Below are 18,179 nucleotides of genomic sequence, written 5' to 3'. Positions count from 1 at the left end.
TAAAAAATTAAAAAACAAGTCCCAATTCTTTGAAGTACACATCGATCTCTTTGTCCAGTTCCGCTCGTTTAGCTTCTAAAGATTTGATTTCCTGCATTACGGATTGGATATCGATTTCTTCTTCAGCTTCAAACGTATCTACGTAGCGAGGAATATTGAGATTATATTCATTCTCTTCAACTTCTTTCAAAGTAGCTAAGTGACTGTATTTCTCAATAGTCGTTCTGTTACGATAGGTTTCCACAATCTTATCGATATGTTCTTCCCGCAACATATTTTGGTTCTTTACTTTCTCGAATTCTTTGCTGGCATCAATAAATAAAATATGGTCAGGATCTTCCTTACACTTTTTAAATACCAGAATACAAGTCGGAATACTTGTTCCGTAGAAAATATTGGCAGGTAAGCCGATGACTGCATCCAAATAATTTTTCTGTTCAATCAGGTATTTGCGGATGTGCAGTTCTGCTGCGCCACGGAACAACACGCCATGAGGCAGAACAATAGCCATTGTTCCATTTTCTGCCAAATGATAGATCATATGTTGAACAAATGCAAAGTCAGCTTTGCTTGATGGTGCTAATTTTCCATATTGGCTAAAACGGTCATCATTTAAAAATAATGGATTGGCACTCCATTTCGCTGAAAAAGGAGGATTTGCGACAATTGCTTCAAATGGCATATCGTTTAGATGCTGCGGATGTTCCAGAGTATCTTCCTGCTTAATGTCAAATTTCAGATAATGTACTCCATGCAATATCATATTCATTCGAGCAAGATTGTAGGTGGTGCGGTTCATTTCTTGTCCGTAGAAATTATTGACATCTTTTACTTCTCTTGCAACACGTAATAATAATGATCCTGAACCACAAGTTGGGTCATATACCGATTTTAAACGATTTTTACCCGTTGTAACAATTTTTGCAAGAATTTTGGATACTTCTTGAGGTGTATAAAACTCTCCTGCTTTTTTTCCTGCACCGCTGGCAAACTGACCGATCAAATATTCATAAGCATCACCCAATACATCTAATTCTGTGTCATTCAATTTGAAGTCAATTTCATCGAGATGCTTCAAAACTTTTACGATAAGTGTATTTCTCGCATCAGCAGTTCTACCCAGATTATTACTATTCAAATCCATATCAGAGAACAAGTCCTCAAAGTCTTCTTCACTTTGTGTACCCATTGTGCTGAGCTGGATATTGGTCAGGATTTTTTGTAAATCTTCAAGAATAAAATTGTTATCACCTCTTTTGGTAATTTCGCTAAATAGCTCAGAAGGTTTTAAAAAATACCCTAATGTTTCCAGAGCTTCTTCTCGAATGGCTTCAATATATTCTAAACCTTTGGGCGTATCTTCTTTGATATCTCTGAATTGGATTTGATCTTCTTCCAAAATGGAATTCGCATAGATTTCCATTTTTTCAGCCAAATATTTATAAAAAATAAATCCCAAAATATAATCTCGGAATTCATCTGCATTCATTTTTCCACGTAACGTATTGGCTATATTCCAGAGCTGTTGCTCTAATATTTTCTTCTGTTCTTCTGACATTGAAATAAGCGTTATTTGATTAGGGATTTTTAATCCTTAAGAATCCACTAAAATAGTAAACTTTTAGATTCTAAAAACTATACTTTCTATTAAAAGGCAGATAGATATTGGCAAGCAGAAAATAAAGTCCAGATTGCAAATCTCTCATTATTGTTTGTTACAAAATCTATGTCCTAAATCCAATACTTGGTCTATCATTAGCGTTATTACTTTCTCCATCCATTTTTGCTTTTATGACCAAGTAACTATTTAACTCCTGTAATGAAATTGACGGTTTATTGTTTCGAATTGTCTCCAAAACAACGATTTTTGTAATTCGTGTATTTTCTTTTAAAGCCTTTCTTGAAGCCTCATCACATAAAAATTTGATGTCGCTTGATACGTAATTTTCAGTGGCTTTGGCTAATTCTTCGTAGTTCAAACCGATTTCTGTTGGACGCTTTTTTAAGTACAATTCAAACATCAATTTACGGGCTTCAAAGTCAGGTGGTGGCAAGTAAATATGTTTATCCAATCTCCCTGAACGCAAAACTGCTGGGTCAATAGCATTGGGTCTATTAGTAGCACCAACAATAAAAATTCCGTCTTCTCCGCAATTATTCATCTGTGCTAAAAATTCATTGACTGCACTTGTGTTCATATGACTGATGTTGGATGTGTCTCGACTAGGTACAAGAGCATCTAATTCATCTATGAAAATAATGCTTGGTGCATTTTGCCTTGCTTCATCAAACAAATTTTTGATATTTTCCTGTGAAGCATTGACAAACTTACTTTGAATATCAGAAGGTTTTATCTGATAAAAATTAAAACCAATTTCTTCTGCCATTTTCTCAGCAAAAAACGTTTTGCCACAACCAGGCGGACCATACAATAACATTCCATTGGGAATGGTCAAGCCATATTCTGCATATCGCTCTTTATCGTTCAAAGCATCTATTACATCTAACTGTATAGTTTCTTTCAATTCTTGCATTCCTGCTATGGCTGAAAATCCTTTGCCCTTTTTCTTTTCTTTAAATTGAATTTTTGTAGCTTTTTCTTCAGGAACAGAAAGTTCAACTTCTAATTCTCCGTTTAAAGCCTGTATAAATTCTTTGGCTGATTTAAAACGGTTTTCCGCTTTTGGCTGTAATGCTTTCACGATAATACGCTGCGTTTGTTCGTCTATTTTATCCGAAAATTTTAAAGGTTTTTTCCGTTCCTCCAAAATCGTTTCTTCCAACTGTATTTTATCGGATTTGTATTTGGATATTTCTACGAAGTAAGGTGGCAAGCCTGTCAATAAATGATAATACAAAGCACCAACCGAATAAATATCGCTTTTGAAAGAAAAGACCTTGTTAAAAGTTTCGTTAGCTGTATAAAACAAATTCAAACCGTCTTTCAAAAATTCTTTGTTGGATTGTTGCAAAAAACGAGCGTAGCCAAAATCTATGATTTTTGGAATGGCAACCTTACCTGATAAATCCAACATTATGTTTTGGTTTGTAATATCGTTATGAATGATTTGTTTGTTGTGCAAATAATTCAAACCATTTAGAACACTCAAAATGATACTTTTTGCTTCATACGGACTTAGTGTATTTTCACGCTTCATTTTGTCGGCTAAAGTTTCTCCACTAATAAAATCTAAAACTGCATAAGCATTTTTACGACTGTCAATAATAGTATTTCCGCTATCGTTGTACCTAACCAAATTGGGGTGTTTGACTTGCTTTAAAAGTTCAATTTCTAAAATATCTCCATTATCCGTAAACTGTGTACGATGTAATTTGGCAAGGTCAAATAGTTTGAGAAACTTCGTTTCTTTCGCTTCGTTTTGCACACGATACGTTTCGGCATAGCTTCCTTTTTTCAGAAAGAAGCTAACCGAATATTTATTGTCAATAGTTTGACCTTTGGATAATATAGATTTACTCATTTTTTATTATTTTTCGCTAAACTTACCAACAATCCAACGCCTACAATCACATCTACAATATTCCATAATTCTCGTCCTAGTGCAATTTTGAAAAACGGTTGAAATAGGAATGCTAATGCTCCATAGATAAACATTTCGGTTTGTCTGCTTTGCTGACTAGCTTGATAAGCCAAAACAGCAAAGCTGATTAACGCTATAAAATGCATCAGTTGATAATAACCATACGGCATATCCAAAAGGCAACCAAACATTAAAAAGGCTAAGCCTATTTTTATGATTTTTTCCATTCTATAATGCTTCTTCGGAATTACTGGTTTTTCTAACCAACCAAAACAGAATCGTCTCCGCTTGGTCTTTCCTCATTTGGCAACAAATTGATTAAGTCAACAACAATTGGATGTAAGTCATCTGTATTGGGGTTTTCTCCGATTTGTTGTAAGCCTTCATTTAATAATTGTCTTGCTCTATTACTGTCCTTCCAATGGTATGAAGCAAAATGTTGATTGTGTTGTCTGATGAAATTAATAAGTTGATATACTAATGTCATTTGGAAAAATACTGAATGGATTTCTTCTGCCAATGCTTTACCTAATTTGATGTCTTGTGATTTCAAAACTTCTTCTAATTGATTTCGCAACTGATTAACAACTTGTGTTGAACGGTCGTTTCCTAAATCTTTATTGGCTTTTTCTAATCTGTAAAATTCTTCTTTTAGTTCTTCTTCCAGTTTTGGCCATTCTGTTGTTTCGCTTAATTCGTCAATAGTTTTAAGCGTTTTCCTAAGATTAGTCAATACTTCTTGTTTTCCATCCACATCGTTTTTGCTGTTTTCAAACTTTCTCTCCAGTTCGGCTATTTCAGTTTCTGCCTTTTGGACTTTATCATCGCTTATTCCTTCGTCTTTTAGTTCTTCAATGCTTCCTTTTGCTTTGCGGATTTCATTAGAAAGCCAACTGGTTTCTACTGACTGAACGGTATCAGTTGGAACTTCGATTTCTGACGTATGGTCTAAATATGGGAAATATGCCTGAATAGAAACTTTTTGCGACTTATCTATGCTAATCGTTAAATCTACATCGCTGTTATCGGGTAATAATGCAGGTAAATCTGCTCCGCTAATTATGATGTCATAAACGTGTTCATTATAGATGGCTCTCGTTCCATCAGCACCGTGTTCGCCTTGATATAACGGAATTTTGATAAAATCAGAATCCATTCCGGGGCGAATTTGTTTCTGAGTTTTTAATCCATTTGCTGTACCTGTTGCAGGTAAAGATTTATTTTGTTCCAATCCTGAAACTTGCCTAAATTCAATTTTCCCTGTTTCTCTTTTTTTAATCTCGATACCCCAATTAAGTGTAAGTCCTTGCATTGAGTTCAAACCCCCAATTCCTTGAATTATTGTAAACTCTTTGGGTTCACTTTCTAAAAGATTTCCTTTGTCATCAAATAATGTTACTTCAAAACCATTAGTTTTACCTTCTATAAGTTGTGTTTCAATTACTTCTCCAATTTCGTTTATTTCAACTTTTCCGCTTGACCACGCTTTGTCACTTCGTGTAATTTCTGCGAAAACTTTTTCAGGAATTGTTCCTTCTGTTTTATCAATTAGAATTTTTAGCGTAACAAATTCTTCTAACTCAACAGTGGAAGCTTCGTGTCCTATTTCGATTTGAATTTTGGATTTATCTCTTGTCTGCTCTTTTATTTCTTCTGAAATACTTACTGTAGATGCATACAAAGCAGCACCTTTTGATACTACTGTCATTGGGTCAACGGTAGTGTCAGGTTTGCAAATTTGCTTCTCCAACATTTTTCTGATAATTGGAGAAAAAGTCGGACCTCCAACTAAAATCAAGGAATCTAAAGACGAACCTTTTAGGTTGTTACGCTCTAAAAGTTTTTTTGAAATATCAACAGCCTTTTGAAAAACAGGCGATAAAACATTTTCTAAATCTGCTTGTGTTATCGTTAAATCAATTTCGATATCTTCTCCATCATCATCAGTTCCTGCGCCTTCCTCTTTGTATAAATTGAATTCATTTTTAAAGGAAAGCTCATTTTTCAATTCTTCTGCAAACGGCTTTAATGCTTCACGGTATTTTGCTTTTTTATGGTCATCATTTAAAATACCATTAATCGAAAAATTCTCTTGAATATGTGGAATGATAATTTCGTCAACAACAGCCAAATCTAAATTTTTACCACCTAAATAATTATCTCCTTCGGTATCAGCAACTTTCATAATACCGTCTTCCACTTTCAATAAAGCTGCATCAAAAGTTCCCCCACCAAAATCGAAAACTAACCAAAAACCGTCTTTGTTCTTATTATCTAAACCATAAGCCATTGCAGCCGCAACAGGTTCTTGCAAAACTTCTGCATGTTCAAATCCTGCTAACTTTGCAGCACGCCTTGTAGCATCAATTTGATTGTTTTTGAAAGCGGCAGGAACTGTAATTACTACTGCATTTACAGCTTCATCAGTTACAAATGATTTCAACGTTTTTAAAACTTCTGCGGACAATTCTTCTGAACTTAAATCTTTATCCAAGTTGGAACTGAAATATTTCCTATCTGTTCCCATTGTTCTTTTGAACTCGATAAATGCATTGGGCTCAATATCTTTTGATAAACTAGCTTCTTGCTCGCTTCTGTAAACTGCGAACGCCTTTTTTCCTGCTAAAACACCTTTTTTGTTGTAAGCTATACAAGACGGCATTGTGTCGTCCAGACCATTAACTTTAATTATTTTTGCCTCTCCGTTTTCAATTCTTGAAATAGCGGAATTGGTTGTACCTAAGTCGATACCGTAATCTATTTTAGTTCTTGCCATTATAGTTTGGGAATATTTTAGTTTTGCGATACATCTACTTGTGCTCTTTGAATAAGAACATCATTATAATTTACTTGTGGTTTGATAACTGCCGTGATAACCTTTCTTCCTTCTGTTAGATTTTCGTCTGTTATGAAGTTAATGACGTCAATATTCATTCTCTCGTCATAGTCTTTGTTAAGAAGATTGACCATTTCATAACCATTGGAAGCAAAGTTTGCCTGAATTCTTTCTATACCTTTTACAAGTGGTTTTAATCCTTTGGTATCATCATCCATTTTGGATATGTTCTTTTGCATTCTTACAATCTCGTCAGCGACTTTCAAAGCTAAAGAATGGTCGATTTCAATGTTAGAATTAGTAGGAGTAATTTGTTTTTCCTCTTGTTTCAATTTTAATTGCGACTCCAAAACTTCTACCAGTTTGCTATCTAACTTAATGCTTTCTTCTTCCAAAGCTGTTTTGGTATTTTTGATTTGAGTTTCTACGTCAGTTTTACTGTTGGCAATACGTTTTCCTAATAACCAATAGATAATTCCGCCTAAAAGTAATGTTGCCAATGTCGCAATTATCCAATACAAACGATTGGTGCTTACATCTTTGTCTAACTTGGAGATGCTATCTTTTGCGGTTGTTTCTGTCTGTTGGATTTTTGTACCCAAATCGTCTGCAATCGATTTAATATTTTGAACATTTTGACTTGTCTCCGTTTTAAGGCTGTCAATCTGCTTTTCTTGATTTTCAGTTTTTACGGAAAGAGTAGACAATTCTGATTTATACTGATTGATTACAGATTGTTGATTGTTTAGTTTTTGTTTTAAAACAGAAATTTCCTGCTGTTGCTTTTGCAGTTCTGTATTTTGTTCCTGTGCGAAAAGTGTTGTTGCACAAAATAGTATTGGAATGAGTATAGTTTTTTTCATTTATTTATTCATTAGAGTTTGCTTAGCTTTTTTGATTTTATCTTGAACAGCCTTTACTTCTTTCTGTTTAGTTTCAGAAGACCTAAACCACTGAAATTTTTCAACTTCTTTCAATTCGTTTTCAAAAAAATGAACACTTTTGGTAAGCTCAGTCTTCTTTGCAGGAGACCAATCAACTTGAAAAGTTTTAGTATAGATTTTGTAATGATCTACATAAATTTCAATTTTATGTTCGCCAACCATATAGCTACATTCTTTAGCATTTCCATAACCACCGAGGTCAATCACACTGCTTTGAGGTGTTATTGTTAGGTCATTGACACTTGTATATCCTTTTGGAGAAGTTTTTGAATTATTACTGTATTTTCCTTCTGGATTTATGTATTTCTTATAGATGGAAATCTTTTGTGTTCCTGTTGAGCGAACTTTTAATTTTATTCCAACATATCTAATATCCTCTATAAAAAATGGTTTTTCAATAATTTTTGAGTTTGAATCTGTATTTGAAATCTCTGCGGACAGAATTTCAAAAGATAATTTCGGAGCAATTTTTTTATAAATCTCAATTATGCGTGAAATTGTGGCAGATTTTAACGAGTTGTTTTCTGTCCAATTAATTAATTCCCAAAACTCTTTTTTAGCCTCAGATTTATCACTTTCTTTGATTTTCTTTAAATTCTTATCTGTTAAAATTCCAGACAACAAATCATTTACGTTTCCCCAATTTATTGAGTTTCTAATATTATCCTTTACTGCACCCCAATTTATAGACTTATGCCCTAACTTTATTAATACGTCATTTTTCTCAAGGTCTCTGACTTCTTGGTTAATTTTCCTCTCATTATCTTCATACATTAGTTTAACAGACTTTAGAACTTCTACAATTTGAGAAAGTTCTTGGTCTTTCATTTCTTCAAGTGTACTAATATTTTCTTTTACCTTGTTTTTCGTAGCATCATTTATGGCTACACTTTCGGCTAATTTTGCCAACTTCATAGCTTCTTCAAGATAATTACCGCTTTTTTCCTGTTCCTGGCTTTCGTTGAAGTAATCAACAGAGCACTGTAAAATCTCTTTCGCAATATTATCACCCAATATTTTGTATTGTAAATTAGCATTACCTACAATTGATTTTAATAGTGCTAATTCGCTTTTGGTGTTAGTGTATAAATCTGTTCCAAATTTATATGCATTGCCTTTGTTATTTAATCGCTTTTTATTGCATTGTTCAATTTGAACTTCAATTTTATGAACAGGTTCTTCCGTAAATTTTTTGGAAAGATATTTTTGAGCAGTTCCGTTACAATTGCTAAACAGCTCCATTGCTTCTGAAGTTGAATATTTGCCTTTGAATAGTGTTAGTAATTCATCAATTAATAGTTCAATTTGCTTCGGCGTATCAATAGAAAAAGTCTCGTCAGCAACTGTATGAACAAAATCTTTGAAATTTTCCGATTCAATTAGTTTTATTTTGGTAGTAATTCCTCGTTTTAAATCTTCTTTAGAATGTCCCAACAAATAAAGCGTACTGATATTATTGAAAGCTGAATAATTTTTTGAGTTAACCTCTTTGTCATTGCTTAATTTTTCCCAAATTTCAAAAGCTTTTTCTTTGTTTCCGCTTATCAGATGTTGGATTGCGGTATTATCAATGGGATTGAGATTGAGAAACCAAAATAGAGAATAGAAAACTTTATTCTGATTTTGTTCGATGTCAGAAAAAGCTTTATCGATAATGGTACTACTCCTTGACAAGGATGATAGAAAAGGGAAATCATATTCAGAAGAAATCTCTTTTCCTACTTCACTGAATCTCTTGATTTTACTTTTTTGTTTCAGAATATCTTTCTCGGAACTATTGGCGAGAATCCCTGCAATTCTGTATGGATTATTTATAATTGATTTCATTATAATTTCTACGGTCTGGCAATTTAAATTAGTTTTTTTAAATTTTCTTACGGGTTTCCGTAAAGATAAAAAAAATAACGTGAGCTAATTCCCCTTGCTCGTATCTGCGGTGGTCGAATACCGATAGCACAAAGCAAAAAGGAACGCCCACGCTTTACCGTAGGCGTTTCCACTCTTACTTTCCTGTGCTATTTGAAATTTTCGACCTTTCAGATACAGGAATTTATAAAGCGAAACGCTATAATTATATATCTATTTTTCTTTTATTTAACTCATTAAAACTTGTTTTGTTCTTCTGCAAAGATATGAAAAATACGTCAGGGATTTGACGTGTGAAGTATCTACAAAGTCTATTTTACAATCTTCTCCCTTTCTTCTTTTTCTTCATTTGTTTAGCAAACTGTTCTTCCTCGTAGTCTTCGCCTTGTGCATTAGGTAGCAAGCTGAATAATCCTAAATCGTAATTAGCCGAATGTTCATTTGAAAGAAATTCAAAAAGGTCTTTCGTTGGAGAATAGTCCAATGTACTTGTATTGAAAACAGGGTTATCCTGTATTTTCAGTTCGGGTTTATTTCCGTTGTTCCACCACTGGTTAAACATATTTGCCGACAGGCTTCTATCTAATTGCGAACCGTTCCAAATACTTCGGCTTTCGTGGTCGATGAACGTGATACCGTAAATCCGTCCGCTTTCATTTTTACGGACAATCGTATTGATACCTTGCTCTACAAGTTGCTTTTTAAATTCCGTTTCGTTGTTTGTGGTGTGTATCGCAAGCTCCACCGTGTTTTTCAGAACAGACCTTGCAGGGGTGGTTTTCATTTTCTCTTTGGACTGCTCAAAGTGCTTTTGAAGTTCTGCAACGCCTGCATCTTTTCCGAAAAGTGATGCTTTAAATGGATTACTTACTTTGTTTCCGTTTTCGTCCAATGCCACATACACCAATCCGTTTACGGTCTGTCCGTTCCGTTCACCTTTGACTTGCTCCGCTGTGATGTTGAAAAGAGAAAGTAACGCATTGTAGCTACCCATAGTTGAAAAGTTGTAATACTTGGGCAGATGCCTTACTACCGAAGCAATCTGACTTTTAATGTCGCCATTTTTATGATTTACAGGCTTGAAAACTTTATTGGCTTGTTTCTGCTCTTGTTCGGTTGCTTTGTGCAGGTTGTATTTCTGTTCTAAATTCCGACAAATAGCCATTGAACGTGGATGGTCGTAATCATCAGGGATTTTCTTTCCGTCAATTCCCACGCAGGTCGAAACGATATGGATATGCGTGCGGTCAATATCCGTATGCTTGAAAACTATGTAAGGTTGGTTGCCGTAGCCCATACGTTCCATATATTCTTGTGCCATATCCGTAAACTGCTCATCGCTAACCTTATCCGCAGGATCTGGGTTCAGCGATATATGCCGTACCGTCTTTTCTGTTTTGATATTAGCAGACAGATATGGTTCAAAGCATTTATTAAAATAGGCAACGGAATACTTACCGTCCACCGTGTCAGGTATCTTGTTCAGCAATAAAACCGCTCCGTTTTCCTTATCCACTTTTTGTTGATTGTACAAAATCGCTCCATACATATTGCCTCCTTTTCCAATTTTTGCAATCATAACTTTACTCTTTTTTCAAATACTTCTCTTCAAATTCCTGTGTCAAACGGATGACTTCTTTTGTGACTTGTACCAATTCAATGGTTTCTTTTTCCAATTTAAAAAGGTATGTTCCTGCTTTTTTCTCTGAAAAATTGCGGTACAATATCTTCACAACCTGATTATAATTTGTTCCGATTGCTCGGAACTGGCTAAAAAATCGGGTCAATTTTTCGTGATAATCTAATGCATCCATATCAATTTTTACGGTCTTTACCGTCTTCTGAAAGATGCAAGCGGTAATAAAATGAGCAATGACTTTCATTTCTGACTGGTCAAAGAGAGCAAGAAATTTAGCATTATCCTCCGCATTCAGGTTGATAGAATACCGATGAACCGCAGGGTCAATCTTTGGTTTTCTTCCTGATTTCTTAATCTGTTTTCTGTTTTTCTCTTCCATAATAATCCATTTTAATTTTTAAACAAACGGGCGACTTCGGAGCCGTTTCCAGCCCCCTGCAAGGGCAAGTGCTTTTGAGGTGCCGAAATTCATTTCGAGTACCTCAAAAGATAACTTGCTCTGAACAGGAGTTCAGAAAAATCCGTTTTACAAACGGATTGGAGTTAGCCGAAAAAATCAACTGCTCCGATTACAAAGTTCGATAAGACTATTTGAATAACAGCTACTTACAATTACGCCAAATAAAGCCAATGAACGCCAAATAGTGCCACCACTATACGGTTTGGAACTGCTTTTATTTCCTTTGTATATAGTTAGTTGGCTGATTGGTTATATCCTTATTAAAGTAAATAAATAGCATAAATCCTGACAGCTAATCTGCGTGATTGAATGCAGACTAATTACAAATTTTTGAGTTAATGAACTAGCCAATTAAGAGTATGCATGTGCATAGGTGGATAGTTGGTTACATAGATACAACTGTATATACAGCTGATTGCTTAGTTAAGCAAACAGTTAATTGGATATAATATTAAAAATAAGAGATATGATAAACGAAGAAAACAAAAATCAGCAACCCGAAAAAGAGGATTTCTCTATTGAAAATTTCCTAACTGATGAAAAGAAGCAACCTTTGACGGAACAACAGGCAGTAACACATCGTGCAGATTTTGCTAAACCCGAAGTAGACGAGGAAGCGATGATGCTTGTAATGGCTGGAGAAGAACCTAAGGAAACGGAAGATACAAAACCGACATCAAGTAACGCAAAAAGAACTGTTTCAAAACCAAAGAAGCTAAACAAAGAGGACTATTGCGAACAGTTTTTTAAAATCCCGACTACAACGGCAAGCAGGGGGAAATCGGTCTATGTAAGGCAGGAGCATCACGAAACATTTAACAGGCTTATCAATATTATGGGCATAGACAAGCTGACAATTTATGCGTATCTAGACAATATTATCGAATACCACTTTCAGGAGTTCGGGGAATTGATTAACGAAATCTACAACGAAAAACACAAGCCGTTGTTTTTATAACCGTTCTTTGGTCAGGATGCGTAACTCCCCATTAAAATTGTTTCCAAAAGAAAAAAACAGAAAAAAAAGAAAGCCATTACAACAAGGCGGACAAGGGGAAAAGCCAAAAGGAAACGGAATAAATCCCGAAGGGTGGCAGGGCAAACACAACAACTCGGCGAAGCCTCCTTTTTTGTCCTGCCATTATGCCGTAGTCTTTTGGCGGTGCGGTGCGATGGCTGTCAGCCTTAATTTTGCTACCTTTTTGTTCTTTTTTAATCAATTCCAATCAAAGAAAGGGTGCAAAAAACACGTAAGGGCTAAGGATAGGGTATTTTTGGTATGCTTTCCTTTATCCGTACAAAACTCTTTAAATGTGTGAGGGCTTTGCGAGGAAAATTTAAAGTGTTTTAAGGATTACTTTCTATTTATATCGTGCCAACATAAGCCAAATACTGCCACGTAATGCCAAATGAAAACAATACATTCCTTTGGGTTCTATATTGAGGAAAATTTTGAACCTATGGCACAAAAAGTAATAACCGACAAAGAGCGTAAAGAAAAAGAACTGTCCAATAAAAAAGAGGATGCACCTTTTATGCAGGTCGATAAGCATAGCGACCCGATTTCCAATTTCATTACAAACCTTAAACGTCAATTCAGAGATACAAAGGGTTTAGGTCTAGGCAAGCTGTTCGGGGGCAAACGTGTTGAACAACAAAAACAAACTGCCGAACCTGAAAGCATAATAGGTGCTACAAAAACGATGGTGCATTCGGATTTCAAAAACAATGAAAAAAGTCAGACTGTACAGAAAAACAAAAAGACTGCTTCGAAGACAGACAATGTAATCAAACCACAACAGGCTCGCCCGAAAAACAATAAACCAAAATTGGGATTATAGCCGAGTATTTGGCAACTGCACGCCAAATACCGCCATCGGATGCAACATTAGAATAACCTATGGCAATAGCTTTTATTTTCGAGGTTTAAATGATGCAGATATGGAAATAACAGTTTTAGACATTCAGATTTTAAAGGCACTGCATAGGGAAGTAAAGGAAGTTTCTCTATTGATTGCAGAAATGACTGCACCCTACAAAGCATTACAACAGGCAACGAAATGGCTCGACCAACAGGAAGCTTGTCAACTTCTCAATATTAGCAAAAGAACGTTGCAGACTTACAGGGCAAAAGGCATTCTTGGGGCAACGCAAATCAATCGGAAAACATATTTCAGATTGTCCGAAGTGGAGTTACTTATGCAGGGAGAGCGACCATTAAAAAAGCAAAATAAATGAAACAGATTGGAAATTCAAACGAGGATATGCTTGCTCTGCTCGAAGCTGTGGTAGGCATCAAAAATGAACTGCTGTATATCAGGGAATATTTCCACCCACTCTTAAAAGGGGAAATCTACCTTTCAGGCGAACAGGTTTGCGAGATGCTACACATTAGCAAACGGACGTTGCAACAGTACAGAGATGACGGACTGATACCTTTTATCAAACTCGAACGGAAAATCTTGTTTCGTGAAAGCGATATTATTAAGGTATTGGAAGATAACTATCAGCGTTAGCCGATTGTCTGAAACTGTAACCGTATCAGTCAATTAAAGAAACAGCCCACTGCTTAAAGCGGTGGGCTGTTTTTTTTCATTTATTTTAAGTATATTACTTGGACAGTCCAAATTATGTCTGTGTCATTCCAGTCAATATTTGTTCAAGTAGCTCTACCCTGTCCTGCAAATCAATTCCATCTTCAGACTGAGGAACAATATAGCACCCCTTATTGTCAATGATTCCACTTTTTTCCAAATCGTCCAATAAAGTATTTGCAGTTCTCTCTGTCATACCATTCTCAAATAAAAAACCATTTGGTACTGAACAAATAAAAACCTTTTTACGTTTATGAGAGAAAACCAGTTTTGCTCCATAATTATCAAGACTGATATTTTTAATTCTTTTTGAACTTGTCAACTCTCTTAAAAACGGATCCCAATGCCATCCGTTAAACTGTCTCTCTTTCATTTTCCAGATACAATAATCATTACCTTCCCAAAAGAAATAATAACCTTGGTTACAATTCTCCCTAAATGAAGAATATTTCATAAAGTAATATCTCCAGTCTTTTGGTTTATCGGAATAATCGGAAAGAATTTCTTCAATTTTTTGCTGAATTGAAACCGATTGATTGGCTATGAAGAAATCTAAACATTCTAAAACGACTGTTCCTGTTTTTTTGTGAAAATGTGATTTATTATATCCTGGTGTTGTTAGAAAGTTTCTGACCACACGACTTTTATCTGACATTAAATTGGTCAACGTACCATCGTCCTGTGAATAATCTCCGAAACTCAATAAAAGATTACTCTTAGTATTAAAATCTGAAATAATTTCATTTTCATCAAATAGTCCTAAAAATTTCTCTGCTCTATTTTTAAAATCTCCAACTAAGGGGAATAAAGAAATACTTCCTCTAAATATCTCGCTATCTTCAAGTTTCAGAAGAAATTCTTTACTCGTGGGTGTTTGATTTATATACTCATTTTTAGATTTTTCTTCTTCGATTTGGTCAGTTTTAAATGTTTTGAAAACTGCTAAATCTCCGTTTTTAATAAAGTGTTCAGCTTCGGAAAAACTATTTCCTAAAACAGATTCACGTAGTTCATTTTCGGAGTTTACGACTAAATTACGTAAGGTTCTTATTTGTTTATTAAAAGTATTACTTGGTGTTTTGAGATGTGTAAAACAAGCTAACAGTAAAATTTGTTCGGGAAAAGATAAACCTCTGTAATCTGAATAGTGAAACAAACAGCGCTTTAAAAGATTCGTGTCTTTGTGTTGAAAAAACAACCTTGTCTTGTCAGAATCAAAGTCATCTTTTTCAATATAGAATAAGTTATTCCAAAAGGCAGGTTCTTGTTGTTCTTGTTTGCATATAGCGTCTAATGTGTCAAACAAAAAATTTTGATTCTCAATAGTGCCGTAAATGGTTTTTAGTAATTCGGGAGATTCTACCGTATTTGCATATCGCAAATCATTTGAGTCTTTCAAATCATCTTTGAAAGAAATTATCGAAGTGATAAAATTAAAAAGGTTGAGAAAGGAGTTATCAACTGTTAAAGCAATGTCGTCATCTTCTGATAATGATCCCAATTCAAAAATGATATGCCAGACAGTATCAGCCCAAATCCCGTCAATAGATTCCTCAAAGCGCTTTCTTTGTTTTGGTTCTGAAATTATCTCTGCAAATCCAGCCTTAAAATATTCAAATTCGGTTAAGGGCTTTCCACGAGAGTTCATTTTTATGTACAAATCGTCAGTTAAACCAACTTTGTCCATATCTAATTTGTAGAAATAGAACGGTGAATTTCCGATAACTTTCCATACAGAATTTATGTTTAAGTCACTATATCTTAACTCAATATCCTTGAGTACAACAAGCATTGCCTGAATGCTTGGGTCGAAGTCCCAAGTTTCAAAATACCAAGGCTGATTTGTAATTTCCTCGTTGATATGATTGTGTGAAAATTCGGGCTTAAACCTAATCAAATTTCTATAAAACTCGGTGGTACTGTGTCTTGTTTCATATAGAAAGTTAGCAAGAAAAGTTACCTCGTCATCTGAAATATTTTCTTTTACAGAAACAAACCAATACAACAACCAAAGTGTTGTTAATCTTTGTTGACCGTCAATGGGTACAAAAGTTATTTGATTGTTAGAATCTTGTTCATTGAATCCGTAAATAAAATCAAGCTCAATCTCAACATCTGGATTTAACTGTTTCTTGAAAATAAAGTCAAATAAAACGTCTAAAAAGTCTTTTCGAATTTTATTGGTTTTATTGTCTGTTCGTCCTTGTGCATAATCTCGTTGAATAATTGGTATTTCAACCTTATTGCGTAATATTTCAATGTAATTATTTCTCATTTTCTTCAACTATTTCAGGTTTGTATAGTTTTACACATTTACGGATTTCGTTTGAGTAAGCATCTCGTTCGTCTTTTGTCCAAACAGAATAATGTTGACCATTGTTGGATGCATAATATTTCAGAAAAATCCGTTTGGTAGCCAATGGAATAAAAGTTCCTGTTCTGTCCAATTCAATAATTTTTCTACGTTTTACCTCAAAAACAGAATTGCTCAACGAAATATTTTCAGTAAGTCCGAGTAATGCCATATTTTGAATTTTATGTAAATATTCGTTCTCATTGCTGTTTTCAGATGGGATGAGTCTTAAAATCCGTTCACTCAATGATTTAAAATCTTCGTACCTATATGTCTTTTCATCAATTGAGTCAGCTTCTGCAATAATTTTCTTTGCTTTCTCTTTATCAGTAGCCACATTCAATAATATGTTGGTGTGTGAGCGAAGCCAACTGAACCATTCCTCCCTTTTGTTCTCGTTTATTCCTTCAATATTTTGTGCGTGAATGTGTTCCAAGCTTTTTGTAATGCTTTTGTACATTTCAAAAGGAAAAAATTCATTACTATTTTTATTGGCTCTCGTTAGCTCAATATTGGTTAAAAGTAAAACTTTAATAATTTTTTCGTGGTCGCTTCTTTTGTCGTAACTTAGGTCTTCCCAATCATCGTCAATTCCGTTTGAAATTAGCTGATCTATTTCTTTTTCAAAATTTTGCTTCGTGTTAGTTTTTTTGATTTGTATCAAATTACCAATAGGTGTTCCAGTACTAATGAGATAGCCAATTTTATGATAGAGATTTTTGTTAGAATACCAATAAGCCAAGGAACGGTAGATTTCTTCTAGCTCAATCCATTTTTTCCAAAGAGAATCGGCAGTTTCTTTTTCATCAAAAAAGTGAATAAAACTGAATAAAGGGTCTTTCTCATTTGGTGTTTTCTTGGCAACTATATCAAACAGATATTCAATTTTATTGCTGAATTTATCTGATTTTTCGTTTGAAACAAAAGCCCAGAATTTCGGATTGTTAAGTTGGTTTTCAATTTCATCCCATATTTGGACTAATTGTGTTCTGCGTTTAATTTTGTCATCCTCTGGCATTCCTTTAAAACTGTCGGAATTAACAAATTTTGCTTTAATCAATTCAGCACTTGTAAGCGGTATTTTCCCACGATTTAAACGAGTAAAAAGCTCTTCGCTCTTTTGTTCTGTATCTTTTATCTCATACCAAATTACTTGTATACTCCACTCAGGAAGTTGTATTTCTCCTTTGTCGTTTGGCAAAATACTTGGCAGAATGATTTTTAGCATTTCATCTTTAACTTGCCTTGGAATCCCTTTATTACCGTCTTCGAACCATTCCTTAATACATTTATACGCCTCGCTCATATAGTATAAGTCGGGTTTGGTATTGTTAACTTGGTTGGATTCCAAAAAGATCTTGGATTCAAGTCTTGTTTTGTAATAAATGGAATAAAGATTATCGGGATAGCCTTCGGATTTCAAATTATTCTGAAGGTATTCTAACGTTAAGTAGGTAACAATACGATGAAGGGTTGTTAAGCGTTGTTGTCCGTCAATAAGTTCAAAGCCTTGTATGCTATTTCCGTTGATGTCTTGCCAATCCGCTTTTCTTACCACTACGGGTTGTAAGCAATAGAATGTGTTTCTGTTATTAGTTTCTTGCCTGTATTCCCAAATATCATTAAGTAATTGTAATACATTTGTTTTTGTCCATCTGTAACCTCGTTGGTATTCTGGGATATAAAAATTATACCCTAAAAGCTCGGTTATGCTCAATGTTTTAATTTTATTTTCTTGCATAATTTGTCAAATAATCCATTTTTTTTGTCAGTAAGAAAGATGCTTCAATCGAAAATTTATCGTTTTGATCTTACTATTAAAGCGATATTTTATCCCTCGATTACTTTGAAACATCCTTGTATTTTTTAAAATCCATACAGTGCTAATAAAGTATGTTTTCGGTAGTCGCTAAATTACAAAAAAAGTCAAGGCTGGACTCCTTGA

14 protein-coding genes are annotated in these 18,179 nt (G+C 34.5%); 4 read left to right on the top strand and 10 right to left on the bottom strand.

Features of this window, described 5'->3' with window-relative positions:
• Positions 1 to 7 precede the first annotated feature (7 nt).
• The 8 genes from QWT87_RS04880 to mobA form a co-directional block, all read right to left on the bottom strand.
• Complete coding sequence (locus QWT87_RS04880) at positions 8 to 1,558, bottom strand: type I restriction-modification system subunit M (RefSeq protein ID WP_185208976.1); 1,551 nt, start codon at positions 1,556 to 1,558, stop codon at positions 8 to 10.
• 166 nt (positions 1,559 to 1,724) lie between these two features.
• Positions 1,725 to 3,482, bottom strand: a complete 1,758-nt coding sequence (locus QWT87_RS04875) for a protein kinase domain-containing protein (protein ID WP_185208974.1) — start codon at positions 3,480 to 3,482, stop codon at positions 1,725 to 1,727.
• Positions 3,479 to 3,769 carry a DUF6804 family protein gene (locus tag QWT87_RS04870; protein WP_185208972.1) on the bottom strand — a complete coding sequence of 97 codons (291 nt, stop codon included), beginning with the start codon at positions 3,767 to 3,769 and terminating at the stop codon, positions 3,479 to 3,481. Before QWT87_RS04870 ends, QWT87_RS04875 begins: the two co-directional genes overlap by 4 nt.
• Positions 3,770 to 3,801: 32 nt before the next feature.
• Positions 3,802 to 6,318, bottom strand: coding sequence for an Hsp70 family protein (locus tag QWT87_RS04865; protein ID WP_185208970.1), 2,517 nt, complete (start codon positions 6,316 to 6,318; stop codon positions 3,802 to 3,804).
• A 17-nt stretch (positions 6,319 to 6,335) separates the two neighbouring features.
• Complete coding sequence (locus QWT87_RS04860) at positions 6,336 to 7,241, bottom strand: hypothetical protein (protein ID WP_185208968.1); 906 nt, start codon at positions 7,239 to 7,241, stop codon at positions 6,336 to 6,338.
• Positions 7,242 to 9,149, bottom strand: a complete 1,908-nt coding sequence (locus QWT87_RS04855) for an exodeoxyribonuclease VII small subunit (protein WP_185208966.1) — start codon at positions 9,147 to 9,149, stop codon at positions 7,242 to 7,244.
• Between the two features lie 355 nt (positions 9,150 to 9,504).
• Entirely contained in the window at positions 9,505 to 10,767 is a 1,263-nt protein-coding gene (gene mobB / locus QWT87_RS04850) for a conjugal transfer protein MobB (protein WP_185208964.1), read from the bottom strand.
• 4 nt (positions 10,768 to 10,771) lie between these two features.
• Entirely contained in the window at positions 10,772 to 11,206 is a 435-nt protein-coding gene (gene mobA, locus QWT87_RS04845; protein WP_185208962.1) for a conjugal transfer protein MobA, read from the bottom strand.
• Positions 11,207 to 11,753: 547 nt separating this feature from the next.
• Here mobA and QWT87_RS04840 point away from each other — a divergent pair.
• The 4 genes from QWT87_RS04840 (at position 11,754) to QWT87_RS04825 (ending at position 13,803) form a co-directional block, all read left to right on the top strand.
• Positions 11,754 to 12,245 carry a DUF3408 domain-containing protein gene (locus QWT87_RS04840; protein ID WP_185208959.1) on the top strand — a complete coding sequence of 164 codons (492 nt, stop codon included), beginning with the start codon at positions 11,754 to 11,756 and terminating at the stop codon, positions 12,243 to 12,245.
• A 502-nt stretch (positions 12,246 to 12,747) separates the two neighbouring features.
• Complete coding sequence (locus tag QWT87_RS04835; RefSeq protein ID WP_228457837.1) at positions 12,748 to 13,128, top strand: hypothetical protein; 381 nt, start codon at positions 12,748 to 12,750, stop codon at positions 13,126 to 13,128.
• A 100-nt stretch (positions 13,129 to 13,228) separates the two neighbouring features.
• Positions 13,229 to 13,525, top strand: coding sequence for a helix-turn-helix domain-containing protein (locus tag QWT87_RS04830; protein WP_078795240.1), 297 nt, complete (start codon positions 13,229 to 13,231; stop codon positions 13,523 to 13,525).
• The gene (locus tag QWT87_RS04825; RefSeq protein WP_034979496.1) at positions 13,522 to 13,803 is read left to right on the top strand and encodes a helix-turn-helix domain-containing protein; all 282 of its coding nucleotides are present in this window, start codon (positions 13,522 to 13,524) and stop codon (positions 13,801 to 13,803) included. The genes QWT87_RS04830 and QWT87_RS04825 overlap by 4 nt, the downstream gene beginning before the upstream one ends.
• A gap of 112 nt (positions 13,804 to 13,915) precedes the next feature.
• Here QWT87_RS04825 and QWT87_RS04820 read toward each other — a convergent pair whose 3' ends face one another.
• Complete coding sequence (locus QWT87_RS04820; RefSeq protein WP_185208954.1) at positions 13,916 to 16,156, bottom strand: DUF262 domain-containing protein; 2,241 nt, start codon at positions 16,154 to 16,156, stop codon at positions 13,916 to 13,918.
• Complete coding sequence (locus QWT87_RS04815; RefSeq protein WP_185208952.1) at positions 16,146 to 17,975, bottom strand: DUF262 domain-containing protein; 1,830 nt, start codon at positions 17,973 to 17,975, stop codon at positions 16,146 to 16,148. The genes QWT87_RS04820 and QWT87_RS04815 overlap by 11 nt, the downstream gene beginning before the upstream one ends.
• Positions 17,976 to 18,179: the final 204 nt, after the last annotated feature.

This window comes from Chryseobacterium urinae (genome assembly GCF_030518295.1).
GTDB lineage: Bacteria > Bacteroidota > Bacteroidia > Flavobacteriales > Weeksellaceae > Chryseobacterium > Chryseobacterium mucoviscidosis.
The sequence above is the reverse complement of the archived record's forward strand: the minus strand, read 5'-3'. Positions and strand labels throughout refer to the sequence as shown.